The organism is Mycobacterium ahvazicum (assembly GCF_900176255.2).
In the GTDB taxonomy this organism is placed as follows: Bacteria; Actinomycetota; Actinomycetes; order Mycobacteriales; family Mycobacteriaceae; genus Mycobacterium; species Mycobacterium ahvazicum.
On sequence record NZ_FXEG02000001.1, the window covers coordinates 217,526 to 242,376 of the forward strand.

20 protein-coding genes are annotated in these 24,851 nt (G+C 66.1%); 9 read left to right on the forward strand and 11 right to left on the reverse strand.

What is annotated here, in order from left to right; all coding sequences use genetic code 11:
• The first annotated feature begins 116 nt into the window (after positions 1–116).
• Both MAAFP003_RS28895 and MAAFP003_RS00980 read left to right on the forward strand, forming a co-directional pair.
• On the forward strand, positions 117–332 hold the full coding sequence (locus MAAFP003_RS28895) for a hypothetical protein (protein WP_133160812.1): 216 nt from the start codon (positions 117–119) through the stop codon (positions 330–332).
• A 108-nt stretch (positions 333–440) separates the two neighbouring features.
• Positions 441–2,075 (forward strand): NRAMP family divalent metal transporter, encoded by a 1,635-nt coding sequence (locus MAAFP003_RS00980; protein ID WP_096283648.1) that lies wholly within the window; start codon positions 441–443, stop codon positions 2,073–2,075.
• Between the two features lie 3 nt (positions 2,076–2,078).
• Here the strand turns inward: MAAFP003_RS00980 and MAAFP003_RS00985 are convergent, their stop codons facing one another.
• Entirely contained in the window at positions 2,079–3,032 is a 954-nt protein-coding gene (locus MAAFP003_RS00985) for an NADP-dependent oxidoreductase (RefSeq protein WP_096283649.1), read from the reverse strand.
• Between the two features lie 118 nt (positions 3,033–3,150).
• On the opposite strand from MAAFP003_RS00985, the gene MAAFP003_RS00990 reads away from it, so the two are divergent.
• On the forward strand, positions 3,151–3,738 hold the full coding sequence (locus tag MAAFP003_RS00990; protein ID WP_243393728.1) for a hypothetical protein: 588 nt from the start codon (positions 3,151–3,153) through the stop codon (positions 3,736–3,738).
• A gap of 9 nt (positions 3,739–3,747) precedes the next feature.
• On the opposite strand, the gene car is transcribed toward MAAFP003_RS00990, so the two are convergent.
• Entirely contained in the window at positions 3,748–7,317 is a 3,570-nt protein-coding gene (gene car / locus MAAFP003_RS00995; RefSeq protein WP_165796269.1) for a carboxylic acid reductase, read from the reverse strand.
• Positions 7,318–7,444: 127 nt separating this feature from the next.
• On the reverse strand, positions 7,445–8,200 hold the full coding sequence (locus MAAFP003_RS01000; protein ID WP_096283653.1) for a L,D-transpeptidase: 756 nt from the start codon (positions 8,198–8,200) through the stop codon (positions 7,445–7,447).
• Positions 8,201–8,389: 189 nt separating this feature from the next.
• Here MAAFP003_RS01000 and MAAFP003_RS01005 point away from each other — a divergent pair, with 189 nt between their 5' ends.
• Positions 8,390–9,322 (forward strand): LysR family transcriptional regulator, encoded by a 933-nt coding sequence (locus MAAFP003_RS01005; protein ID WP_096283655.1) that lies wholly within the window; start codon positions 8,390–8,392, stop codon positions 9,320–9,322.
• Here the strand turns inward: MAAFP003_RS01005 and oxc are convergent.
• On the reverse strand, positions 9,306–11,054 hold the full coding sequence (oxc, locus tag MAAFP003_RS01010) for an oxalyl-CoA decarboxylase (protein ID WP_096283657.1): 1,749 nt from the start codon (positions 11,052–11,054) through the stop codon (positions 9,306–9,308). The two genes, MAAFP003_RS01005 and oxc, sit on opposite strands and share 17 nt — an antisense overlap.
• Before the next feature lie 230 nt (positions 11,055–11,284).
• Between oxc and MAAFP003_RS01015 the strand changes: the two genes are divergently transcribed.
• Positions 11,285–12,871 (forward strand): FadD7 family fatty acid--CoA ligase, encoded by a 1,587-nt coding sequence (locus MAAFP003_RS01015; protein ID WP_096283659.1) that lies wholly within the window; start codon positions 11,285–11,287, stop codon positions 12,869–12,871.
• A gap of 19 nt (positions 12,872–12,890) precedes the next feature.
• Here MAAFP003_RS01015 and MAAFP003_RS01020 read toward each other — a convergent pair whose 3' ends face one another.
• The 3 genes from MAAFP003_RS01020 to MAAFP003_RS01030 form a co-directional block, all read right to left on the reverse strand.
• Complete coding sequence (locus tag MAAFP003_RS01020) at positions 12,891–13,361, reverse strand: DUF2231 domain-containing protein (RefSeq protein ID WP_096283661.1); 471 nt, start codon at positions 13,359–13,361, stop codon at positions 12,891–12,893.
• A gap of 43 nt (positions 13,362–13,404) precedes the next feature.
• The gene (locus MAAFP003_RS01025; protein ID WP_096283663.1) at positions 13,405–15,582 is read right to left on the reverse strand and encodes an elongation factor G-like protein EF-G2; all 2,178 of its coding nucleotides are present in this window, start codon (positions 15,580–15,582) and stop codon (positions 13,405–13,407) included.
• Positions 15,583–15,715: 133 nt separating this feature from the next.
• Positions 15,716–16,132 carry a TIGR03668 family PPOX class F420-dependent oxidoreductase gene (locus MAAFP003_RS01030; protein WP_096283665.1) on the reverse strand — a complete coding sequence of 139 codons (417 nt, stop codon included), beginning with the start codon at positions 16,130–16,132 and terminating at the stop codon, positions 15,716–15,718.
• Between the two features lie 157 nt (positions 16,133–16,289).
• Between MAAFP003_RS01030 and MAAFP003_RS01035 the strand changes: the two genes are divergently transcribed.
• From MAAFP003_RS01035 to MAAFP003_RS01050, 4 genes are all read left to right on the forward strand, one after another.
• The gene (locus MAAFP003_RS01035) at positions 16,290–17,348 is read left to right on the forward strand and encodes a S1C family serine protease (protein ID WP_096283667.1); all 1,059 of its coding nucleotides are present in this window, start codon (positions 16,290–16,292) and stop codon (positions 17,346–17,348) included.
• Between the two features lie 110 nt (positions 17,349–17,458).
• A complete protein-coding gene (treS, locus tag MAAFP003_RS01040; RefSeq protein ID WP_096290791.1) occupies positions 17,459–19,243 on the forward strand; it encodes a maltose alpha-D-glucosyltransferase in 1,785 nt (594 codons plus the stop codon).
• Positions 19,240–20,592: a maltokinase N-terminal cap-like domain-containing protein gene (locus MAAFP003_RS01045; protein ID WP_096283669.1), complete on the forward strand. Its 1,353-nt coding sequence runs from the start codon at positions 19,240–19,242 to the stop codon at positions 20,590–20,592. Before treS ends, MAAFP003_RS01045 begins: the two co-directional genes overlap by 4 nt.
• A 102-nt stretch (positions 20,593–20,694) precedes the next feature.
• Positions 20,695–21,393 carry a YoaK family protein gene (locus tag MAAFP003_RS01050; protein ID WP_096290792.1) on the forward strand — a complete coding sequence of 233 codons (699 nt, stop codon included), beginning with the start codon at positions 20,695–20,697 and terminating at the stop codon, positions 21,391–21,393.
• 58 nt (positions 21,394–21,451) lie between these two features.
• Here the strand turns inward: MAAFP003_RS01050 and ag85C are convergent, their stop codons facing one another.
• The 4 genes from ag85C to MAAFP003_RS01070 all read right to left on the reverse strand — a co-directional run bounded on the left by ag85C (position 21,452) and on the right by MAAFP003_RS01070 (position 24,794).
• Positions 21,452–22,471: a diacylglycerol acyltransferase/mycolyltransferase Ag85C gene (gene ag85C / locus MAAFP003_RS01055; RefSeq protein WP_096283671.1), complete on the reverse strand. Its 1,020-nt coding sequence runs from the start codon at positions 22,469–22,471 to the stop codon at positions 21,452–21,454.
• Positions 22,472–22,691: 220 nt separating this feature from the next.
• Entirely contained in the window at positions 22,692–23,519 is an 828-nt protein-coding gene (locus tag MAAFP003_RS01060) for an ABC transporter permease (protein WP_165796270.1), read from the reverse strand.
• Complete coding sequence (locus MAAFP003_RS01065; protein ID WP_096283673.1) at positions 23,509–24,342, reverse strand: ATP-binding cassette domain-containing protein; 834 nt, start codon at positions 24,340–24,342, stop codon at positions 23,509–23,511. The genes MAAFP003_RS01060 and MAAFP003_RS01065 overlap by 11 nt, the downstream gene beginning before the upstream one ends.
• Complete coding sequence (locus MAAFP003_RS01070; RefSeq protein ID WP_096283675.1) at positions 24,339–24,794, reverse strand: MarR family winged helix-turn-helix transcriptional regulator; 456 nt, start codon at positions 24,792–24,794, stop codon at positions 24,339–24,341. The genes MAAFP003_RS01065 and MAAFP003_RS01070 overlap by 4 nt, the downstream gene beginning before the upstream one ends.
• Between the last annotated feature and the right edge of the window lie 57 nt (positions 24,795–24,851).

Consider the following 24,851-nt stretch of genomic DNA (forward strand, 5'->3'; position numbering starts at 1 on the left):
ATTTCTTTCTGCTGACGCAGCTCAAATTGGCTGTTCCGCAACCGTATTGACGGCGGCGAATGCGGGATGTATTTGGCGTGCCGGCGATCCGATCGGGCTTCCGACAGGGGAAGACCATGACTTTTGTTGTTGCGGACCGTATTCGCGGTCTTGGAAGGTTGCGCGGACGGTCGATGCTGCGTGCGGGTCGGCTGCTGACAAACAGGTTGTGCGCCATGCACATCCCGACGCCCGAAGAGCGGGCGGACCTGTATGTGTCGCTGACACCGATCGCCGTGCTCTCGTCCGCGCCCGGCGGACAGTCACCGGGCGGTGGGAAAGACCACCGGTGATGTGTTCCGCCAGCGGTCCCCAGCGGCGGGCGGGGGGTTGGTAGCCCGCCGCTGGGGCGCGTTGAACACCCGACTTTTGTAGCCCGACTTCGAGATAGCGAGAACGACATGACGTTGACTTCCACCCGTCCGCAGGCCGCGCTGGATTCCGCGCACACCGGCGACATCGTCGGAGCGTTCGGCCGCATCAAGCGCGATGACGCCGGTGCGTCGGGCGGCCGGTGGCGGCGGTTACGCACCCTGCTGGTGATCACCGGGCCCGGATTGATTGTCATGGTGGGCGACAACGACGCCGGCGGCGTCGCGACGTACGCGCAGGCGGGCCAGGACTACGGGATGAACCTGTTGTGGACACTGGCCTTGCTGATTCCGGTGCTGTACGTGAACCAGGAGATGGTGCTGCGCCTGGGCGCGGTAGCGCGAGTCGGTCACGCACGCCTGATCTTTGAGCGTTTCGGAAAGTTTTGGGGGGCGTTCAGCGTCGGCGATCTGCTGGTGCTGAACGCCCTGACGATCGTCACCGAATTCATCGGTGTCGCACTGGCGTTGGGATTCCTGGGCTGTCCGAAGATCGTCGCGATTCCCGCCGCCGCGGTGCTGTTGTTCGCCGTGGTCGCCGGCGGCTCGTTCCGGCGCTGGGAAGGCCTGATGTTCCTGCTGATCGCCGTGAACGTCGTGATGCTCCCGATGGTGCTGATGGTGCATCCGAGTCCGAAAGTGGCTGCCGGCGGTCTGGTTCCACAGTTCCCGGGTGGACTGAACGCAGGCGTCCTGCTGTTGATCATCGCGATCGTGGGGACCACGGTGGCGCCGTGGCAGCTGTTCTTCCAACAGTCCAACGTGGTTGACAAGCGCATCACGGCACGCTGGATTCCCTATGCACGAGCGGATTTGATCATCGGTATCATCGTGGTCATTGTCGGCGCGACGGCGTTGATGGCAGTCACCGCCTTCGGTCTGACAACAACCGGCAGCTTCACCGATGCCGGTGCGGTCGCAAAAGCGCTGCGCCACCCCGTTGGCGTGCTGTTCGCGATCATTCTTCTCGATGGTTCGTTGATCGGTGCCAATGCGATCGGGCTGGCCACCACCTATGCCATCGGCGACGCGATGGGCAAGCGGCATTCGCTGCACTGGAAAATCACCGAGGCGCCATTATTTTACGGAGGGTATGCCCTGCTGCTGGGGGCGTCGGCCGCGGTGGCGTTCAGTCCGGATCACATCCTCGGGCTGGTCACCCAGGGTGTGCAGGCGCTGGCCGGTATCCTGTTGCCCTCGGCGACCGTGTTCCTGGTATTGCTCTGCAATGATCGGGCGATCCTGGGACCGTGGGTAAACACGTTGCGGCAGAACGTCGTTGCCTGGGCCATCGTGTGGGCACTGGTGCTGCTGTCGCTGGCGCTGACGGCGGCCACGCTCTTCCCGGATCTGTCCACGGCAGCTCTCGAGGCAGGGCTGGCGGCAGGTGCAGCGGTCGGCGTGGTGTGCGGCGCGGTGGCGATCATCGGTGACCAGTGGTACAGCGACACCCGCGCGGCCAAACTCGCCTCGCCGGTAGGCCGTGCCGAAAGCCGGGCCCTGCGCCGGCAGGAACAGCAGTCTTGGCAGACGCCAGAGCTGAGGTCTCTTGCCCGCCCCGCTCTTTCGCCGATTCGCCGGACCGGGCTGTTGATCCTGCGCGGTTACCTGGTGCTGGCCGTCATATTCGTGATCGTCAAGATCGTGGAGGTCGGCGTCGGCTGACAACTACGGCGAACCATTGGGCAGCAGAACGATTTTGCCGTGCGTGTGCCGGCGCTCGAGTTCCTCGAAGGCGTCAGCCACCCGATCCATCGGGAACGTCGCCGCGATGTCGAAATCTACGGCGCCGCTGGCGACGAGATCGGCGACCTCGGTGAGCACTTCCGCAGTCGACGCGTCGGTGCTGCCTTCGGTCTTAGCGCCCACTTCGCCGGCCTTCTGGAAGGAGATGATCGTGTCGATGCGTTGCGGTGGCACCCCGAGATCGACGGCGAGCTGGACGTAATCCGGGCCGAATAGGTCGATGAACGCGTCGATCCCGTTCGGTGCCGCCTCGCGCAGCCGCTCGGCCAACCCTTGAAAATCACCCCCGTAGCCGATCGGAATGACGCCGTGTGCCCGTAGCCATTCGGCGTTGCCTTGGCCGGCGATGCCGAGCACGCGCGCCTCGCGCCGGACCAACAGCTGGACGACGAGACTGCCGACACCTCCAGCCGCCGCCGACACGGCGACGGTCTCGCCCGGCTGCGCTGCGACCGCGCGCACAGCAGCGTACGCGGTCGCACCGACGACATAGAGCGAACCCGCTGCCTCCCAACTCAATTGCGCAGGCTTGCGGATCAACTGATCCACCCCGACGGCGGTGTGGGTGGCATGGCTCGATCGCCGGAAGCTGAACCCCAGCACCTCGTCGCCCACGGTGAACTCGGTGACCCCCGGACCGGTTGCCGTTACGACACCGGCGAGGTCGCTGCCTTGCCCGGACGGAAACGTGGCGGGGAACATCTCGTGCATCGCGCCCGATCGGATCGCGGCCTCGCCGGGATTGATGCCGGCGGCGCGAACCTCGACAACGACTTCACCCTGTCCGGGTGCCGGCATGTCGATATCTTCCACGTACAGCACGTCACGGCCCCCGTACCGGTCGAACCGTACCGCCCGCGCCACCGTAGCCGTCATCTCGATCTCCTCACCCAGTTGAATCGAAACCTGCGCCCGGCCCCTGGCCAGGATAGGCCCCTGCCGACTGGGCGTATGTTCATATGCGCCCACCCTGTTCTCGACCGAAAGGATGCCCATGCGACGCGCGCGTAGGACTGTCACCGGTTGGGTAGCCATCACCATGGTGGTCGGCATCGCGATCACCGGCTGCGGCAAGACGTCGGCCCCGCCATCCGGGAGCGGCACTACGTCGGCACCCAGCACCCCGGCGGGACCGCCCCCGGATTACAGTGCGTTGCTGATCCAGCCCGGTGACATCGGCGGAGATTTCACCGCGCCGCAACCCCCGGTGCTGAATTCCAACAACACGACCGGCGTTGCCCAGCTGTTCGTCAACGCGGACAACAGCCGGCGTATCGGGGACACCATCCTGGTCGTCGCCGATCCCTCGATCGCGGCCGCCGCCCTGGAGAACACCAAGACGAATTACGCGAAGAAGGTCACCGGCCCGTGGCAGCCCGTCGACGTCGGCACTAACGGCGCGATGATCTCGGGCGCGTCGCCGGATAACTCGCAGGCGATCGCGGTGTTGTTGTTCACCGAGGGCAGGGCGCTGGTCAACCTGGAATTCGACAGCGCTCCCAACGACCCAGTCGACCCGGCGGTTGCCACCGACGTCGGCCGCAAGCAAGCCGCGGCGGTCAAGAACGGTTTGCACGGTTAGCTTTTCGGGCTACACCAGCCCGAGCAGGCGCAGATCCGCGACGTATTTTTCGATCAGCCCCTCCGACAAGTGCGGAATGTCTTTGTCCGCACCGATTTTCGCTGCCCGCACCGCACCGCGGAACACATCCGTTGGCGCCGGCGCCCCACGCAGCGGTGCCTCGGGCTTGCGGTAGACGTCGAGCAACGCAAGCACCGAGTGCTGACGCTGTTTGTCCGGCAGCGCCCGCAGCGCCGTTTCGAAACGCCCGAACCATTCGTCATGGTCGTCGATGCGCCGGATGTCGTTGCCACCGGCGATCAGCCAGTCCACGAAGACGTCCAGCGAGATGCCGTCGTCGTGCGGGTTCATCACGTCGAAGGACCGGTACCCTCCGGCCACCGCCGTCTGCTCGCCCAGCGTGGTCACCGACTCCGCCACGAAGTCGGCCGGCAGACCGTCGTAGTGCGCCACCGCCCGGTTTCCTTGCGGGTCGGTCTGGTAGAACGACGACGGTGCGATACCGGTCACCAGCAAGCTGAAGATCAACCGGGTGAACGCATCCGGGACATTGAGCTGGCCCGCGTACTGGCTGTGCGCGAGGATCATGTCGGACCGGAACACCGTGGCCGGCAACCCGCACAGGTCGTGCGCCTCCCGCAACAGCACCTCACCGCCCCACTTGCTGTTCGCGTACCCGTTCGCGTAGCTGTCGTCGACGGGACGTACCGGGCTGACGGCGCGGATGTCGCCGTCCTCGGCGAACACGCTGGGATCCACCGACATGGCCACCGCAACGGTCGACATGTAGGTGACCGGCTTGATGCGTATCGTGATCGCCAGCCGGATCAATTCGGCGGTGCCCACGACATTCGGGCCGAACAGCTGGTCGTACGGCAGGACGTGGTTGACCAGTGCCGCGGGGTGCACGATCATTTCGACGTCTTCGGCGAGGCGCTGCCAAGTCGCTTGGTCCAAACCAAGATTCGGCTCGGCGATGTCGCCGACGATGACTTCGAGATGATCGGCGGCCAGGGTGCGGTACCGCTGCAGCAGTCCCGGATCACCACCGTCGAAAACAGCCTCCAGGCGTTTGGCGGCGGCTTCGCTGTCGGTGCCGCGGATGATGGTGATGAGCTTTCCGCCTCTATCGGCAAGTCGCTCAAGCCATTCCAGGGTGAGGAAGCGACCCAGATAGCCGTTGGCGCCGGTGAGCAGCACCGTATGCGGCGTGCCGGTGGCGTGCGGCAGCTTCGGGGCGGCGTTCAGGGTGGCGGCGTCGATGAACTTGTCGAGAGTGAGTTCGGACGCGCGAACTTCGCTGGCGCCGCGGCCGTGCACGGTCGAGAAGGTGGGCCGCTTGGCGCCGGATTCACGTTCGGATTCCACATATTCCGCGAGTTGACCCAAGTCGGACGCCGGGCTGATGATCTGGCCCACCGGGACTTGGACATCGAAGATGTCCTGCAGCAGGTTAGAGAAGGTCAGGGCGGACAGCGAGTCACCACCCAGCTCCAGGAACTGGGTATGCGGTTGCGGCGAACCGCCGGGCAGGCCTAGTAACGCCTGGGCGGCGCGCGTCAGCGTGTCGATGACCGGGCGGTCCGCCGCGCCTTCGCGCAGCGCGCGCAGCTCGGCGGTGCGGGTGGCGGCGAGCTCGGCGTAGAGGTCTTCCAGTCGAGCGCCGTAGTGCTCTTTCAGCTTGGGGCGCAGCAACTTTCCCACCCCGGACAGTAGTCCGTTGTCCTCGCTGAACGGCTCGGAGTCGACCAGGAAGTCGGCCGGCACTTCGTAGGATTGCAGCTCGGCGAGTTTGGCGGTGCGGCGCAGGGATTCGCTCAGCGCTGCCTTGAGGCCGTCCGGATCGCCGGCGAATCGTTGCTCGGCTTCCCGGGTCGGGACCACGACCGCCACCAGGTAAGGCCGTTCGCTGTTGCCGTACACGAAGATCTGCCGCACCAGCGCGGCGCTGCTGAAGACGGCTTCCAGGCGTGCCACCGCGACGAATTCGCCTTGCGCCAACTTCAATACGTTGTTCCGCCGGTCGACGTAGACCAGACGATCCGGGCCGATTTCGGCCATCACGTCACCGGTGCGATAGTAGCCGTCGGGGTCGAACGCATTCGCCGTCACATCGGGCCGTTTGAAATACCCGCCGAACGCGGTCTGCGACTTCACCAGCAGCTCGCCGCGCGGGTACGGCTTGTCGGTGTGGAAATAACCCAGCTCGGGCACGTCGATCAGTTTGTAGTCGAGGATCGGCGGCCGGCTCACCACACCGTCCTTGAATACCATCCCCACCTCGGTCAGGCCGTAGCCGTCGAGCACATGGGTGTCCAAACACGATTCGATGAAGGTCTTCATCTCCGCGGCCAGCGGCGCGGTGGTGGAGAAGGCAGTGATCACGCGACCGCCCAGAAGTTGTTCGCGCAGTTCGGCTTTCGCCGCCGCGTCAGCATCCTCGGGTTCGGCACCCTGACCGATCAGGCGCTCCACCGCGCTTTGGTAACGCTGGTAGAGCATCTCGACCACCCGCGGCACCATGCCCATCTCCGTCGGGCGCACCAGGTTCCAGTCGTCGAACAACGTGGACAGGTCACTTTCCGGCACGAAATAGCTGGTGCCACCGGCTTGGAACGACGACGACAGCGGTATCCGTCCGCCCACGTGGTTGAGCGGCATGAAGTTGACGTTGAACACCGGTACGTCTGCGAATTCGGGGTAGAGCTCGTTGGTCCACAGCCTCAAGATCATGCGCTCGGTGTACATCGCTCCCTTGGGCAGGCCGGTGCTGCCCGAGGTGTACATGATCATGGCCAGCCGCTCGTCGGTTTCGCCGGTGTAGAACGGCTCCGGTGGCAATGCGCGGCCACGCTCGACCAATTCGTCGAAGATCTCGACGGTGACCGCCATGCCGGCCTCGGCCAATTTCGCCTGCGCGCGCTCGAGGTTCTCCCGCTGATCGTCGATATCCGTCTGATAGTCGAAGACCACCAGGCGCCGCAACGATGTGCTGCCCAGCGCGGCCTCGACGGCGAGGTCCAGATACTCCGCTCCGGCCGCCAGCACCTGGGGTTCGATTTCGGCGACGATCCGCTGTAGCCGCGACGCCGTTGCGTTGTGCTGCAGCGGCACCGCCACCAGACCCAGGTAGCCGGTCACCAGGTCAAGCGTCAAGTACTCGGGGCTCGCGAAACCGAGAGTCGCGACCACGTCCCCCGGCGCCACCGGGGTGGCCTCGTCGCGCCGCCACGCCGTGGCGACGGCGCGCACGTTGGCCCACAGATCGCGGTAGCTGATCGTGTCGAATCGGGGGAGCAGCCGAGTGGTGGTGCGGCCGGTCGTAGGATCGGTGCTCAGCTCGCGAGCGCGCCATCCCAATGCGGGACGGTCGCCGTAGCCTTCGACGAACGTCTCCAGGATCTGCGGAAGCCGAAGACCGGGCCGGCGGGCCGCGGCCTGCAGCGCGAGATCCGGCCTGGCGTATTGATATTGCTCGTCGGTCGCCACCACACGCCTGATGCGCTCGGCCACTCGTTCTCGTGGGGTGGTCGTCACACTCGCGCTGGTGCCGTTGTCGCGCTTCGCATCAATAGTCATGACCAGCCCCAGGCTCTCGTTCGGACGACTCTCTAGCGCAAACCGTCGGCCCGCTACGAGTCTTCCACCCGGTCACTGTGACCGTGGCCACACCCAGCTCGAGGCCCTCCACCGGGGCCCGAAATGGTTACGCGACGACCTGAATGGGATCGCCGACGTTGACGTTGTTGAAGTACCACGCGGCGTTGTCCGGGCTCAGGTTGATGCATCCGTGGCTGACGTTGGCGTGGCCCTGCGAGTCGACGGACCAGGGTGCCGAGTGCACGTACACACCGCTCCAGGTGACGCGGACCGCGTACTGGGCGGTGATCTTGTATCCCTCGGGCGAACTCAGCGGGATACCGATCGTCCGCGAGTCCATCACGACGCTGCGTTGTTTCTCGAGGGCGGTGAAGTTACCGATCGGCGTCGGGCGGCTGGGCTTACCCATCGAGGCGGGCATCGTGCGCAGAATTTCCCCGTCCCTGCTCACGGTGAAGGTGTGCGCGGAGAGGCTGGCCACCCCCAGGAATGCGTCACCGGTGTCGAAGCCCGTTGTCAGCTCCTGCACGCCCACCGAAACGTGGCTGTGGGCAGGCCAATACTGGTTCGGAACCCATTGCACGACGTTGTTTTCGGGCCACTCGAAGTGTCCGGTGATGTTGCTAGGGGAGGCCACGTGGATGGAGCGTTCCACGGCGGACCGGTCGGTCACCGGCGCGGTGAATTTCACGACGACCGGGTGTGCAATTCCCACCACCGCGCCGTCGGCCGGCAAAATCGAGGCAATTGCGGGGGTTGGTGCCGGTACCGGGACCGAGGCGACCGCGTGGGAACCGGATCCCAACACGCCAAAGCCCGTGATCGCGACCATAACAAATAGATAACGAACCCCACGACGCATGGCGTCAACCCTCCGAGATGGTGCGATCAACACGACGATATTCTACTGGCAGTCTGATCATTACGGTTTTTAGCAAACAATGACACTCCGCCCGGTCTCCACGGTAACGATCGGATCAACGGATGAGTTCGATCGGCGGCGACCGGCTGACCTCAGCGGAATCGGCGCCGCCGAACCGAGGAGGTGCGAGTGCTCTTTCGTCAGCTGGAGTACTTCGTCGCGGTCGCCCAGGAGCGCCACTTCGCTCGGGCCGCCGAGAAGTGTTACGTGTCGCAGCCCGCGCTGTCCGCCGCGATCGCCAAGCTGGAACGTGAATTGAACGTCACGCTGATCAATCGCGGACACAGCTTCGAAGGCCTCACCCCCGAAGGGGAGCGACTGGTCGTGTGGGCCAAACGGATTCTGGCCGAGCACGACGCATTCAAGGCCGAGGTAGATGCGGTGCGATCGGGAATTACCGGAACGCTTCGGCTGGGCGCTGTGCCCACCGCATCGACAACGGCGTCACTGGTGCTGTCTGCCTTCTGCTCGGCTCATCCATTGGTCAAGGTGCACATCAATTCCCGGCTGGCCGCCACTGAACTGTACCGGCGCTTGCGGGAATTCGAGCTCGACGCCGCGATCGTGCACGCATCACACGATGATGCCCACGAGGTGGACCTGGTGCCGCTATATACCGAGCGCTACGTGCTGCTGTCGCCGGCGGATATGTTGCCGTCCGGCGCATCGACGTTGCGGTGGCCGGATGCCGCGCAGTTGCCGCTGGCCTTGCTCACCGCGGACATGCGGGACCGGCAAATCATCGACGAGGCGTTCGCCGGGCACGGCATCACCGTCACTCCGCAAGTCGAAACCGACTCGGTGGCTTCGCTACTCGCACAGGTCGCCTCCGGCAACTGGGCATGCATCGTTCCGCACACCTGGCTGTGGACATCGCCGCTGGGCGGCGAGATTCGTGCGGTCGAAATGGTCGATCCGGCAGTCAAGGCCGAGATCACGTTGGCCACCAATGCCTCCGGGCCCGGGTCGCCGGTCGCCAGGGCGCTCGTCGCCTGCGCGCATGAGCTTTCGCTGGACGAGTTCTTCAACGCCCAACTGATCGGGGTCACCCGTCGGCGCTGACCTTCCGGTTGGCCGCGCTGGTCGGGTTGAGACTTGCCAGGTGTCCGCTCTCCACCCCGGCCGCCGGGTCGAGTTCGCAGTCGATCAGCGACGGCCCGTTCGACGCGAGCGCCTCCGTGAGCGCCGACTGCAGCTCGGCCGGAGTTGTGACGTGATATCCCTTGCCGCCGAAAGCTTCTGCCAGTAGCTCATGACGTGCACCGGCGTTGAGCACAGTGGGGGCGGGGCTGTCGCCGGTAGGCTCTTCATCGCCGCGGTACACGCCGCCGTTGTTGAGGATGACGACTGTTACCGGCAGCCGGTAGCGGCAGATCGTCTCGATCTCCATGCCGCTGAACCCGAATGCGCTGTCGCCCTCGATCGCGACAACGGGCCGGCCCGTCTCGACGGCGGCGGCGATCGCGTAGCCCATGCCGATGCCCATCACACCCCAGGTCCCGGTGTCCAGGCGGTGCCGCGGCAGCTCCATCTCGATCACGTTGCGGGCCAGGTCCAGCGCATTGGCCCCCTCATTGACCACATAGACGTCCGGATTCGCTTGCAGCACTGAACGAATCGCACCGAGTGCGTTGTAAAACCGCATCGGGTGCGGATTCTCGGCGAGCCGCTCGCTCATCTTGGCATCGTTACGGGCTCGGCGATCGGCCAGCTCGTCGGTCCATTCCGTCGGCACCGTGATGGGCCGGGTGGCCAGACCGTCACGCAATGCAAACATCACCGAACCGATGTCGCCGGCCAGCGGTGCCACGATCGGCTGGTTGCTGTCGAACTCCGACGCCGCGATGTCGATCTGCACGAACTTGGCGTCGGCGGCCCACTGTGGCGATTCGCCATGGCCGAGCAGCCAATTCAGCCGCGCGCCGACCAGCAACACCGCGTCGGCGCGGGCGATGGCCAGCGAGCGTGCGGCCGCCGCGGACTGGCGATGCGAATCCGGCAATAGGCCCTTGGCCATCGACATGGGCAGGAACGGAATTCCGGTGGATTCGACGAAGTCCCGGATCACGGCGTCGGCCTGCGCGTACGCGGCGCCCTTACCGAGCACTATCAGCGGCCGGCGCGCCCGCGCCAGCACGTCCAGCGCACGATCGACCGCCTCCGGGGCGGGCAGCTGGCGCGGCGCGGGATCAATGACCCGCCAGACGCTTTCGGCCCCCTCGGCGGCGTCCATGGCCTGCCCCAGCACCGCGCCCGGGATGTCGAGATAGACACCGCCCGGCCGGCCCGAGACCGCGGTGCGGATCGCGCGTGCGATCGCGAGCCCGATGTCCGCGACCCGCTCGACGCGGTAGGCCGCCTTCACGAAAGGCCGCGCGGCGTTGAGCTGATCCAGGTCCTGATAGTCGCCGCGCTGCAAGTCGACCAGCGCTCGATTGCTCGAACCCGAGATCTGGATCATCGGGAAGCAGTTCGTGGTCGCGTTGGCCAAAGCGGGCAGACCGTTGAGAAACCCGGGCCCGGAGGTCGTCAGGCACACGCCCGGGCGGCCGGTGAGAAACCCGGCGGCGGCGGCGGCGTTGCCGGCGGAAGTCTCCTGCCGGAAACCGATGTACCGCATGCCACAGGCCTGCGCGACCCGGGCAAGGTCGGTGATCGGGATGCCGACGATTCCATAGATCGTGTTGATGTCATTGGCCTTAAGGGCATCGACGACGAGGTGGAAGCCGTCGGTCAGGGCGGCGTCCGCCGCCTCGTCCGGCGCAGCGGCCGATGATGCCGAAAGTGTGGTCATTGCCCGACTCCTCGCGTGTCCATGCCTGTCATCCATCACTGTGGTCCGGGTCCCCGCCGCTGTCCAAGACCAAGCCGCTATGCAGCGATTCACGGTGATTATCGACCGCTGCTCAGCCAATCGATAGCCGCGGATTATCGATCGTGAGCTGAACAGTATTGGACGAACAGGGAGGTTTCTCTGCATCGTGCAATCAGGTGCTGATACACATGCGAGAAAGCGGAAGGACTATGGCGATGTCTGACTTGATCACCCCGGCGGCGGGGTTGACCGACGAATCCCCGAGCATCGCCGATCTGGTGGCGGCGGCCGCAATCCGGGAGCCGGAGGCGACGGCGCTCGTCGTCACTCCCGATCGCAGGCCGGTCAGCTACGGCGAGCTGGTGCGACTGGTCGACGACTTGGCCGGACAGCTCAAGGACGGCGGCCTGCGGCCGGGGGACCGGATCGCGCTGCGCTCAGGCAGCAACGCCGAATTCGTCGTGGGTTTGTTGGCGGCGTCCCGCGCTGGGCTGATCGCGGTGCCGCTGGACCCGGCGTTGCCCGTCGGTGACCAGCGTGCCCGCAGTGAGGTCGCCGGCGCGGGTGTGGTGCTTGTCGACGGCGAGGGTCCCGGTGACAAGGAGGAGCCGGGATTGGTGTGGTGGACGTTCGCGGTGACCGTCGGCGCTGACGGCGCCGCGTCGTCGGTCGACCTGGACGCGCCCGCGGCACCGAACCCGGACGCGGCGGTGCCCGAGGGCCTCCGCGACGACGACGCGATGATCATGTTCACCGGCGGCACCACCGGGATGCCGAAGATGGTCCCGTGGACACACACGAACATCGCCAGCTCGGTGCGGGCCATCATCGCCGCCTATCAGCTGGGCCCGGCGGATGCGACGGTCGCGGTGATGCCGCTCTACCACGGCCACGGTCTGATCGCCGCGCTGCTGTCGACGCTGGCATCCGGTGGGACCGTGCTGTTGCCCGCGCGAGGGAAGTTCTCGGCGCACACCTTCTGGGACGACATCAACGCCGTCGGGGCCACCTGGTACACCGCGGTTCCGACCATTCACCAGATCCTGTTGGAGCGCGCCAAGACGCAGCGACCGGAACGCGGAGGGGTCGCGCTGCACTTCATCCGCAGCTGCAGCGCTCCGCTCACCACGGAAACGGCTCAGGCCCTGCAAGACACCTTCGGCGCCAGCGTGGTATGCGCGTTCGGGATGACCGAAGGCACCCATCAGGTCGCCACCACTGACATCGAGCAAGACCAAAACCCCGCCGAGACAACAGGTCTCGTCGGAAAGTCAACCAGCCCGGAGATCCGGATCGCCGGGCCCGGCGGTGAATCGCTGCCGCCCGAGGCCGTCGGCGAGGTCTGGCTTCGTGGCCCGACCGTGGTGCGCGGCTACCTCGGCGACCCGGCGATCACCGCCGCCAACTTCACCGACGGCTGGCTGCGCACCGGCGACCTCGGGTCGCTGTCCCCCGCGGGTGACCTGAGCATTCGCGGGCGGATCAAGGAACTGATCAACCGGGGCGGCGAGAAGATTTCGCCGGAACGCGTCGAGGGCGTGCTGGCCAGCCACCCCGGCATCCTGGAGGTGGCCGTGCTCGGGCTGCCGGACACGATGTACGGCGAGACGGTGGCCGCGGTGATCGTCGCGCGGGGCACGACTGCGCCCAGCCCCGAGGAGCTGACGGAATTCTGCCGTGACCGGCTGGCGCCCTACGAGGTGCCGGCCACCTTCCTGCACACCGGCGAACTGCCGCATACCGCCAAGGGTTCGCTGGATCGGCGGGCCGTGGCCCGGCAGTTTGGCGGAGTCTGAGAAAGGCTGTGCGCCAACCTCACTGGCCCGACGTCACGTTCCCCCACGCGGCGCGCGCACCCGAATCACCGACCCGGTAGGTCTGCACCAGGGTGGCCACCGCCGCGATGACCACCAGCGCCCCGACCGCGGCGTGCAGGGTGAGTTTCATGTCCACACCGTGCGCCTCACGCACGTGCAGCACGGCCAGCGCCGTGACCGTCGCCGCCAGTGCCGCGACGATGTAGATCAGGGTGGAGCCGAGTTGCTCGTGGTTGGTGAGCACCGGCGTCTGAGCACCGACGCGAGCCGACAGCCAGACGCCCGCGGTGGTCGTCAACGGGGTCAGGACGAGCGTGCCCACCGCCAGCAACAGAACCAGCCAGATCAGCCGGCGCCGCGCGGCGGGCCACACCACGCACAGGATCGCCAGAACCGCCGCCAGCGGAGCCAGGACAACGACGAAATGATTGAGCAGGATATGGGCAGGAAGCCCATTGAACGTTGACATACGCGAATCCGGGGCTCCCAATCTGGCTGTTTATCAAGTGCTTTCAAACAGTAGCCTTCGCTCGGGTCGCAGCGGACTCCGGCATCGGTTCGTAGCGGGCAAACGTGCGGGTGAACGACGCTGCGCCGTGCGCCAGCGAACGCAGATCGATCGCGTATCGGGTCAGTTCGACCGCGGGGACCTCGGCGCGCACCAGCGTGCGGTCCTGGCCCGCGGTGTCGGTTCCCAGCACGCGACCGCGCCGGCCGGACAAGTCTCCCATCACCGCGCCGACGAAATCGTCGGGCACCAGCACCGCGATCTCGTCGATCGGCTCGAGCAGTGCGATTTTCGTCGCGGCGGCGGCCTCCCGCAGCGCCAGGGAACCCGCCATCTGGAACGCGAAGTCCGACGAGTCCACGCTGTGGGCCTTGCCGTCGAGCAGGGTGACTCGGATGTCGACCACCGGATATCCCGCGTGCACGCCCTTTTCCATCTGCGCGCGGACTCCCTTCTCCACGCTCGGGATGAATTGTCGCGGGACCGCCCCGCCGACCACCTTGTCGACGAACTCGAATCCGGAGCCTTCCGGCAGCGGCTCCACCTCGATGTCACACACCGCGTATTGGCCGTGACCGCCGGACTGCTTGACGTGGCGACCGTGGCCTTTTGCCTTGCCGCCGAACGTCTCCCGCAGCGGGACGCGCAGTTCCACCGCGTCCACGGTGACGCCGTAGCGGCTGGCCAGTGCCTCGAGCACGACGCCGGCGTGGGCCTCACCCATGCACCACAGCACGATCTGGTGTGTTTCCTGATTCTGCTCGATCCGCAGGGTCGGGTCCTCGGCGGCCAACCGGCCCAGCCCGACCGACAGCTTGTCCTCGTCGGTCTTGGCATGGGCCGCAATGGCGATCGGCAGCAGCGGTTCGGGCATCGCCCACGGTTTGAGCACCAGGGGCGCGGCCTTGTCGGACAGGGTGTCGCCGGTCTCGGCACGGCTGAGCTTGCCGATCGCGCAGATGTCGCCGGCCACCACCTCGGGTGCGGGTCGCTGCTGCTTGCCCAGCGGGAAGGACAGCACCCCGATGCGTTCGTCTTCGTCGTGGTCGGGGTGGGTGCGGCCGCGGGAGCCGTTGCCGTTGGTCTGCCCGAAGAAGGCCGAAAAATGGCCCGACACATGCACCGTCGTGTCGGGCCGGATGGTCCCGGAAAACACCCGGACCAGACTCACCCTGCCGACGTAGGGGTCAGACGTCGTCTTCACCACCTCTGCCAACAACGGCGCTGCCGCGTCGCACGCCAGCTCGGCGTGCGGAGCGCCATGCGGCGTAAACACCTCCGGCATCCGATGTTCCATCGGGGACGGGAACCCACGGGTAGCGACCTCGAGCAGTTCCAGGGTGCCGACGCCGGTGCCGCTGCAGACCGGGATCACCGGGAAGAACGACCCGCGGGCGACCGCGCGCTCCAGGTCGTCGATCAGCACGGCCTCGTCGATCGCCGCACCGCCGAGGTAGCGCTCCATCAGGGACTCGTCCTCGGATTCCTCGATGATGCCCTCGATCAGCGTGCCGCGCGCGTCCTCGATCCGGTCGGCGTCGCCGGGATCGGGCGCCTCGATGGTCCGGGTGCGACCGGAGTATCGGTAGCGCTGCTGCGACAGCAGGCCGATCAAGCCTTCGCAGGCCGGCGAGCCGATCGGCAGGTAGAGCGGTAAAACCTTGTCGCCGAACGCGTTTTGGGCGGCCTGCAGCGCTTCCAGGTAGTTGGCGCGGGCATGGTCGAGCTTGGTGATCACCACGGCGCGGGGCATGCCGACCTGGCTGCACTCCTGCCACAGCGACTTGGTCGGTTCGTCAATGCCGTCGCAGCCCTCGTTGGCCGCGATCACGAACAATGCGCAATCCGCGGCACGCAATCCGGCGCGCAGCTCGCCGACGAAGTCGGCGTAGCCGGGCGTGTCGACCAGGTTGATCTTGATGCCGCCGTGCGCCAGCGAGGCCACCGCGACGCCCACCGACCGCTGTTGGCGGATCTCGGCGTCGTCGTAGTCGCAGACGGTGCTGCCGTCGGTCACCGATCCCGCCCTGGTCAGCACGCCGCCCGCGACGAGCAGGGCCTCGACCAGCGTCGTCTTGCCGCCGCCCGAGGGGCCCACCAGAACGACGTTGCGGACATCGCCGGGACAGTTGGCGGTGGGAGCTGCTCCCGTGCCCACCGAAGCGTTCGCCTTGTCCGCCATGACCTTCCTCCAGTCCGCTCGGTCCGGCACGGTGTGTCCTAGCTCACACAACGTATTCAGGCAACCTTTCTCCCAACTGCCGCCCAATACAAGGCCACGGGCCGGCCACAATTGCCCGCTGCGACGCGCTGGGTCAGGCGTGCCAGCTCGACCAGCGGTGCACCGTGATCTCGATGACCGGGCCGTTGAGCGAAACCGATTGGTACTGAGGGTATTTGGCGCGCAACAGCCGGTAGCCGGTGTGCAGTGCCGCGCCGTCGGTATGGATGCGAGCCTCGCCGTCGGCCCGGACCCACCACAACTGCGTCCACTCGTCGGCGTAATGGTCAACGAGCAGGCTGACCTGCGCGTTGCTCGCGATGTTGGCCAGCCGGCGCAGCCGCTGCGTGCTCTTGGGTTTCGCGTCGATCGCGGTGTAGACCATGTCGCTGACGCCTTCATGGACCGCGAAGACAACCGGCACCAGGTGCGGTTTTCCGTCGGCCGAACTGGTCGCCAGCCGCGCCACCGGGGACCGCGTGAACCGAGCTTTGGGGTCGGATTCGCCCACTGAACCAGCTTAGAGCCAGCTAACGGGCGTAAAAGCCGATCAGCGTTCCGTGCGCCCTGAACTAGCTACCTGCATTACGGTGAGGTACACAAAATGTGCGGTCCAGACGTGGAGGCTGGGCCGCTTCTGGTTCGCACCCCAATCAGGGAGGTACGGGATGAGCAAAGGGCACCCCCGCTCGGTCTGGTGGTCATGGCTGGTCAGTGTGCTGGCTGTGGTGGGACTGGGTCTGGGCCTGAACACGGTGCCGGCAGCTGCATCGCCGTCAACCCTGGCGTCCGACCGCGTCCCCGACGCACCGATGTTCCCGCTGGACATCGCCGGCCAGGTCGGACCCGCGGTCGTCAACATCAGCACCCGGTTCGGCTACAACAACGCGATCGGGGCCGGAACCGGAATCGTCATCGATCCCGGTGGTGTAGTGCTCACCAACAACCACGTGATCTCGGCTGCCACTGACATCTCCGCGTTCGATGTCGGCAATGGCCAGACCTACGGTGTCGACGTGATCGGCTACTCCCGCACCGCCGATATCGCGGTGCTGCAGCTGCGGGGGGCCGGCGGCCTGCCTGCCGCCGCAATCGGTGGCGGCGTCGGGGTCGGCGAGCCGGTGACGGCGCTCGGCAACACCCACGGACAGGGCGGAGCGCCGAGCGTGGTGCCCGGACGCGTCGTCGCGCTCAACCAGACCGTCTCGGCCACCGACACCCTGACCGGCGCCGACGAGACGCTGGGTGGACTGATCCAGGCCGACACCGCGATCAAGCCCGGCGACTCGGGTGGGCCGCTGGTCAACAACGCCGGGCAGGTGGTCGGCGTGGACACCGCCGCCACCGACAGCTACAAGATGTCCGGCGGACAAGGCTTCGCGATCCCGATCGGTCACGCGATGGGCGTCGCCAACCAGATCCGCTCCGGCGCCGGGTCCAACACCGTGCACATCGGGCCCACGGCCTTCATCGGCATGGGCGTTGCGGAAAACGGCGGCAACGGTGCCCGGGTCCAACGCCTGGTCGACGGCGGTCCCGCCGCGGGGAGTGGCATTGCGCCCGGTGACATCATCACCGCGGTGGACAATGTGCCGATCAACGGTCCCACCGCGATGACCGACGTCCTGGTCCCGCATCACCCCGGGGACGTGATCACGCTGCACTGGAACTCCGGCGGCGCTCCCCGCAGCGGGCCTGTGACGCTGGGCGACGGGCCTCCGGCCTGATCGGGAAGCGTCCAAATGCCTGACCGGAGGCCAATTCGGTTGCTGGGACGGCAGATTAGCGAGGTGGTTCCGATCTGCTCGCCTCGGGTACACGTGGCATCGTGGAATTGATGAACGACGCAAACGACGCCTCGAAGAAGGATTCGGAGCACGATCCCGCGGGAGGCAGCCACGTCGAGGGGGGTGTCGTCGAACACCCCAACGCGGAGGACTTCGAGATCGCGGCCTCGCTGCCAGCCGATCCGACCTGGTTCAAGCACGCGGTCTTCTACGAGGTGCTGGTTCGGGCGTTCCTGGACGGCAACGCCGACGGGTCCGGCGATCTGCGCGGGCTGCTGCAGCGCCTGGACTATTTGCAGTGGCTGGGGATCGACTGCATCTGGCTGCCGCCGTTCTACGACTCGCCGCTGCGCGACGGTGGTTATGACATTCGTGACTTCTACAAGGTGCTGCCCGAGTTCGGCGACGTCGATGACTTCGTGGCGTTGCTCAACGCGGCGCACGAGCGGGGGATCCGGGTCATCACCGATTTGGTGATGAACCACACTTCGGATTCGCACCCGTGGTTTCAGGAGTCCCGCCACGACCCGGACGGCCCGTATGGCGACTTCTACGTGTGGAGCGATACCAGCGAGAAATACACCGACGCGCGCATCATCTTCATCGATACCGAGGAGTCGAACTGGACGTTCGACCCGGTCCGCAAGCAGTTCTACTGGCACCGGTTCTTCTCGCATCAGCCGGACCTGAACTACGACAACCCGGCCGTGCAAGAGGCGATGATCGACGTGCTGCGGTTCTGGCTGGATCTGGGTATCGACGGGTTCCGGCTGGATGCGGTGCCGTACCTCTTCGAGCGTGAGGGCACCAACTGCGAGAATCTGCCGGAGACCCACGCCTTCCTGCGGCGAGTCCGCAAGGTCATCGACGACGAGTTCCCGGGCCGGGTGTTGCTGGCCGAGGCCAATCAGTGGCCCGCCGACGTCGTGGAGTACTTCGGTGACCCCAGCACCGGGGGCGACGAATGCCACATGGCGTTCCACTTCCCGCTGATGCCGCGCATCTTCATGGCGGTGCGGCGCGAGTCGCGGTTCCCGATCTCGGAGATCCTGGCCCAGACGCCCGAGATCCCGGACATGGCGCAGTGGGGGATCTTCCTGCGTAACCACGACGAGCTGACGCTGGAGATGGTCAGCGACGAAGAGCGCGACTACATGTACTCCGAGTACGCCAAGGACCCGCGGATGAAGGCCAACGTGGGAATCCGCCGCCGGCTGGCGCCGCTGCTGGACAACGACCGCAACCAGATCGAGCTGTTCACCGGGCTGCTGCTGTCGCTGCCCGGCTCACCGGTGCTGTACTACGGCGACGAGATCGGCATGGGCGACGTCATCTGGCTCGGTGACCGCGACGGCGTGCGCACCCCGATGCAGTGGACCCCGGACCGCAACGCCGGCTTCTCCAAGGCCAATCCCGGCCGGCTTTATTTGCCGCCGAGTCAGGACTCGGTCTACGGCTATCAGGCCGTCAACGTCGAGGCGCAGCGCGACACCTCGACGTCACTGCTCAACTTCACCCGCATGATGCTGTCGGTGCGGCGCCGCCACGACGCGTTCGCGATCGGATCGTTCGAGGAACTCGGCGGCTCAAATCCGTCGGTGCTGGCGTTTCTGCGTCAAGCACCCGACGACGGAGACATCGTGCTATGCGTCAACAACCTCTCGCGGTTTCCGCAGCCGATCGAGTTGAACCTGCAACATTGGAGCGGCCACACGCCGATCGAACTCACCGGCCAAGTGGAGTTTCCGCGGATCGGACATCTGCCCTATTTGCTGACACTGCCGGGACATGGGTTCTACTGGTTCCAGCTGTGCGCATCGGAGGAGAACTCATGAGTCAGTCAGCCAAGCTGCCCTGGACCGAATGGCTGCCGCAGCAACGTTGGTACGCCGGGCGCAATCGTCAGCTGATCCGCGCCGAGGCCGGGCTGGTCGTTGCGTTGCGCGACAATCTCGAGCTGGTGCTGGTCGACGCCACCTACGCCAGCGGCCCCGCGGAGCGCTATCAGGTGCTGGTCGGGTGGGACGCCGAGCCGGTCACCGAGTACAACACGGTGGCCACCATCGGCTCGGCCGGCGACCGGACCGGTTACGACGCGCTGTATGGAACCGACGGTCCGCGGTTCCTGCTGTCGCTGATCGACCAGTCCGCGGCGCGCGATGCGGATGGCACCGAAGTGGTGTTTCGCAAAGAGCCCGATGCCACGCTTCCGCTGGAGGCGTGGCCGCGGGTCGCCGACGCCGAGCAGTCGAACACCAGCGTGATCTTCGATCGGGACGCGATCTTCAAGGTCTTTCGTCGGGTCAGCAGCGGCATCAACCCCGACATCGAGCTGAACCGGGTGCTGGGCCGCGCCGGCAACCCGAACGTGGCCCGGCTGTTAGGCACCTACGAGATTGCCGGGGACGACGGCGCCGAGGACACGGCATGGCCGCTGGGCATGGTCACCGAGTTCGAGGCCAACGCCGCCGAGGGCTGGGCCATGGCCACGGCCAGCGTCCGCGACCTGTTCGCCGAGGGTGACCTGTATGCCCACGAGGTCGGCGGCGACTTCGCCGGTGAGTCCTACCGGCTCGGGGAGGCCGTCGCGTCCGTGCACGCCACCCTCGCCGAAACCCTGGGCACCGCGCAGACCACCTTCCCGGTGGACAACGTGCTGGCCCGGTTGGCGTCGACGGCGGCGCTGGTGCCCGAGCTGGAAGAGTACGCGGCGACGGTCGAGGAGCGCTTCGGCAAGCTGGCCGGCGAGACGATCACCGTCCAGCGCGTGCACGGTGACCTGCACCTGGGGCAGGTGCTGCGCACCCCGGAGAGCTGGGTGCTGATCGACTTCGAGGGTGAGCCCGGCCAGCCACTGGACGAGCGACGGGCCCCGGATTCGCCGCTGCGCGACGTGGCCGGTGTACTGCGGTCGTACGAGTACGCCGCCTACGGGCCGCTGGTGGACCACGAGGGCGACAAGCAGCTGGCGGCGCGCGCCCGCGAATGGGTCGAGCGCAACCGCGCCGCCTTCTGCGACGGCTATGCGGCCGCGTCGGGAACCGACCCGCGTGATTCGGCGCGGCTGCTGGCCGCATATGAACTCGACAAGGCCGTGTACGAGGCCGGCTATGAGGCGCGGCACCGGCCGGGATGGCTGCCCATCCCGCTGCGGTCCATCGCCCGGCTGACAGCGGCCGATTGATTTTCGGCGTCGCATGTGTCGGGCAGGCCCGATACATGCGTTTCCTATGCGTTTCCAATGCGATCCGTGCGCGCGTCGACGAGCTCTGCTTGCATGGTTTCCGTGGCGAATGAAATCTTCAACAGCGAGACACGGCTGTCCTGGGTCTTAGGGGCGCTGGCGGGTGTGCTGGGTGCGACCTCCTTTCTTCATTCCGCCGGATACTTGGTGACCTTCATGACGGGCAACGCCCAACGTGCTCCGCTCGGGTTCTTCCGCGGCGAGGTGTGGCCTTCGGTGGCCGCGATGCTGCTGATCCTGTGCTTCGTTGCCGGGGTGGTGATCGCATCGGCCTGCCGCCGGCATTTCTGGGTGGCGCACCCACACGGACCGACCGTGCTGACCACCTTCAGTCTGATCGCCGCCACCTTGGTCGACGTAATCGATGAGGGCTGGAGTGAAAGCGATGTGGACTTCCCGCCAATCGCGCTGATGGCGTTCGGCATCGGCGCTTTGAACACTTCTTTTGTCAAGAACGGCGAGGTGTCGGTGCCCTTGAGCTACGTGACCGGCACGCTGGTCAAGATGGGCCAGGGCATCGAGCGACACATCGCCGGTGGTCGGGCTGCCGACTGGCTGGGTTACTTTCTGCTGTTCGCCAGCATCGTCCTAGGCGCCACGCTGGGCGGCTTCATCGGTTCGGTCGTCAACGGCACCGCGATGCTGGTGGCCGCCACCGCCGTGTGCGCTTTGACCACCGTCTACACCTATTTCCATCAGGACCGCCAGGAAGAGCTGAGAAAAAAGGACGCCAAGGAATAAGTGGCCTCGGCAGCAGCACTGATTGGTGCGGCTGCTGCCGAGGCCGACTTTGCCATGCTCAGCCGGCGGGAGCGGCGGCCGGGGCAGGTGGTGCAGCAGCGGGCGAGTTGAGCACCTGCAGCATGTCGGGCTTCATCGCCATCAGCTGCTGGTTCCAGTAGGGCCACGAGTGAGTTCCGTTGGCAGGGAAGTTGAACACACCGTTGCGTCCACCCGCTGCCACGTAGTTGTTCTGGAACTGCTCGTTGGTGCGCAGCGTCAGGCCCTCGAGGAACTTCGCCGGCATGTTGTCGCCGCCGAGGTCGCTCGGTGTGCCGTTACCGCAGTACACCCAGACCCGGGTGTTGTTGGCGACCAGCCGCGGGATCTGCAGCATCGGGTCGTTGCGCTTCCACGCCGGGTCGGTCGACGGACCCCACATGCTGTTGGCGCTGTAGCCGCCCGAGTCGCTCATCGCCAAGCCGATCAGCGTCGGCCACCAGCCGTCGGAGGGGTTGAGGAAGCCGGAAAGCGAAGCGGCGTAGGGGAACTGCTGCGGGTAGTAGGCGGCCAGGATCATCGCGGAGCCACCCGACATCGACAATCCCACCGCGGCGTTGCCGAACGGCGACACCTGCTTGTTGGCCTGCAACCACAGCGGCATCTCCTGGGTCAGGAAGGTCTCCCACTTGTAGGTGTAGTTCTGGCCGTTGCTTGCCGACGGCTGGTACCAGTTGCTGTAGAAGCTGGACTGGCCGCCGACAGGCATGATCACCGAAATGCCGGACTGGTAGAACTCCTCGAACGCCGGGGTGTTGATGTCCCAGCCGTTGAAGTCATCCTGCGCCCGCAGCCCGTCGAGCAGGTAGACCGCGTGCGGTCCGCCGCCCTGGAACTGGACCTTGATGTTGCGCCCCATCGACGGTGATGGAATCTGCAGGGTCTCCACTGGAAGACCCGGCTTCGAGAACGCCCCCGCAGTCGCCGAGCCGCCGACCACAGCGACCAGACCGGACAACAGGGCAGCGCTTACAACCGCGATCGCCAGTCGGCGCGGCAGAAATGTCGCAGCGCCACGCAACTTCCCAACGAATGTCATAGCGATAACCCATCCCAACTCTCATCTGCCGCGTCGCGCGGTGGAATCTGTTCTCGGGGAGTGAAACACAGACGTGGGATTCGAATCGCCTGTCACGGCCGGGCCCGCAGATCGCGGTTGGCTAACGATTCAGAGTCGCCGAGTTATCATCTCGTTAGGGTCACGATCGATCCTCGAACCGTGCCACCCTCTTGCGACGCGACCGCGTATGCGCTACCGCCTAGGCGACCAAGCGGCGCAAAAGTGTTGAGGCCGTGGCAATTCCAAGCAGCGCCGCCACGACCAGCACGACGAAGTCCAACAAGTTCAGCGGGGTGCCGATCAACAGCCCGCGCAACGCGTCGACCTCGTAACTCAGCGGGTTGACGGTGCTCAGCACACGCAGCCACGACGGCATCACATCGACCGGGTACAGCGCGTTGGACGCGAAGAACAACGGCATCGTGATGGCCTGTCCGATACCCATCAGGCGATCGCGATTGCGGACCAGTCCGGCCAGCGTCATCGACAGGCAGGCGAAGAACGCCGCGCCGAGCATCACGGTGACCATGGCCGCCAGGATGCGCAGCGGGTTGACGGTCAGACCGACGCGCATCAGGTAAGCCAACGCCAGCACCCCGACGACTTGGGCGACCGAGCGCACACCGGCCGCGAACGCTTTGCCGGTGATCAACGACGCCGCCGGCGCCGGCGTCACCATCAGTTTGGACAGCACGCCGGCGTCGCGGTCCCAAATGATCTGGATGCCATAGAAGATCGAGATGAACAGCGCCGACTGCGCGATGATGCCCGGGGCCAGGAAGGCCTGGTAGGACACCGATCCGGTGTTGATGACGCGCAACTTGCTGAAGGTGGTCCCGAAGATCAGCAACCACAGCGCCGGTTGCACCATCCGGGTGACGAGCTCGGTGCGGTCGTGCCGCAGCTTCTGCAGTTCGACGATCGCGAACGCGCCGACGCGCCCGAAGGTCGCGCTGACCCGCTGCCATCCGCGCGGTGCGCGCACCAGCGTGGTGGCCGGGAGTTCGCAGGTGTGATCAACTGGCACGGCTGGCAACCTTTCTGCTGGAACGGATTTCGCGGAAGTCCGACTTGGATACTGCCGAGGACGCGGAGTCGCCGCGCAGGTCCGTGGACGCAAAGTGGCGGAAGACGTCCTCGAGCGTCGCGCCGGGCGACACCTTCGACTTCAGCTCAGTGGGTGTGCCCACGGCGCGCAGGACGCCGCGATGCATCAGCGCGACGCGATCGCACAAGGCGTCGGCTTCCTCCATGTAGTGCGTGGTCAGCAGCACGGTCATGCCGAACTGGGCCTGCATGCTCTGCACCTGGTTCCACACGCCGTCGCGCGCGATCGGGTCCAACCCCACGGTCGGCTCGTCGAGCACCAGCAGCGACGGGCGATTGACCAAGGCCTGTGCCACTTCCAGGCGGCGCACCATGCCGCCGGAATAGGTGCCGGCCAGCCGGTCGGCCACATCGAGTAGTTCCATCGCGTCCAGCGCCTGACCGACCCGGTCGGCCCGCTCGCCGCGCGGTACCCCGTAGAGCCGGGCGAACCATTCCACGTTCTGTCGGCCGGTCAATGCGGGTTCGATCGAAAGTTGTTGCGGGACATAACCGATATTGCTGCGGATGTCGACGGTATCGCGCCGGGAGTCCATCCCGAAGATGCGCAACTCGCCGTGCTGCACGGGGGTTAGCGTGGTGAGCATCCGCACCAGCGTCGTCTTACCCGCGCCGTTGGGTCCCAGCAGGCCCATCGTCTCGCCGGGCCGCACCTTGAGTGTCAGGTCGTCGACGGCGGTGAAGTGGCCGTAGTGGAAGGTCAGGTGCCGGCAGTCGATCGCCATCGGTAATTTCGTCATCATTTCTCCTGTAATCTGCGGGCCACCATGTCGAGAACCTCCAACCCCTTTGTCAGAGAATCGATTTGGTCTTCATTGAGCCCACCCAGCACTTCGGACAGCAGCGCGCGCCGGACGGCACGCGATGCGTCGACTATCTGCTGGGTGGGCTCGGCGAGTCGTAGTTGACAGACGCGGCGGTCGGTCTCGTCGACGGTCCGGATCAGCGAACCGTTGGACACCAGCTTGGAAACCATCGTCGAGGCGGTGTTGGGGACCAACCCGAGTTCGGTCGCCGCCGCGCGGACCGAGATACCCGGGCGGCGTCCGACCAGCCAGAGCAGCTCCGACTGAGCCTCGGTGAACCGGGCGGAGTCCAGCCCCCGCCCGGCGGATCTGCGCAGCTGGCGGCGGAATCGGCCGACAACGCCGAATACTTCGCCGACCAGGTCGGGGTGCGATCTCAGTGCTTGCATATATACCTCTGTTTACGAGCTATATATGTGTGCGGGCTGTGCAGGGCCTTTATCTGG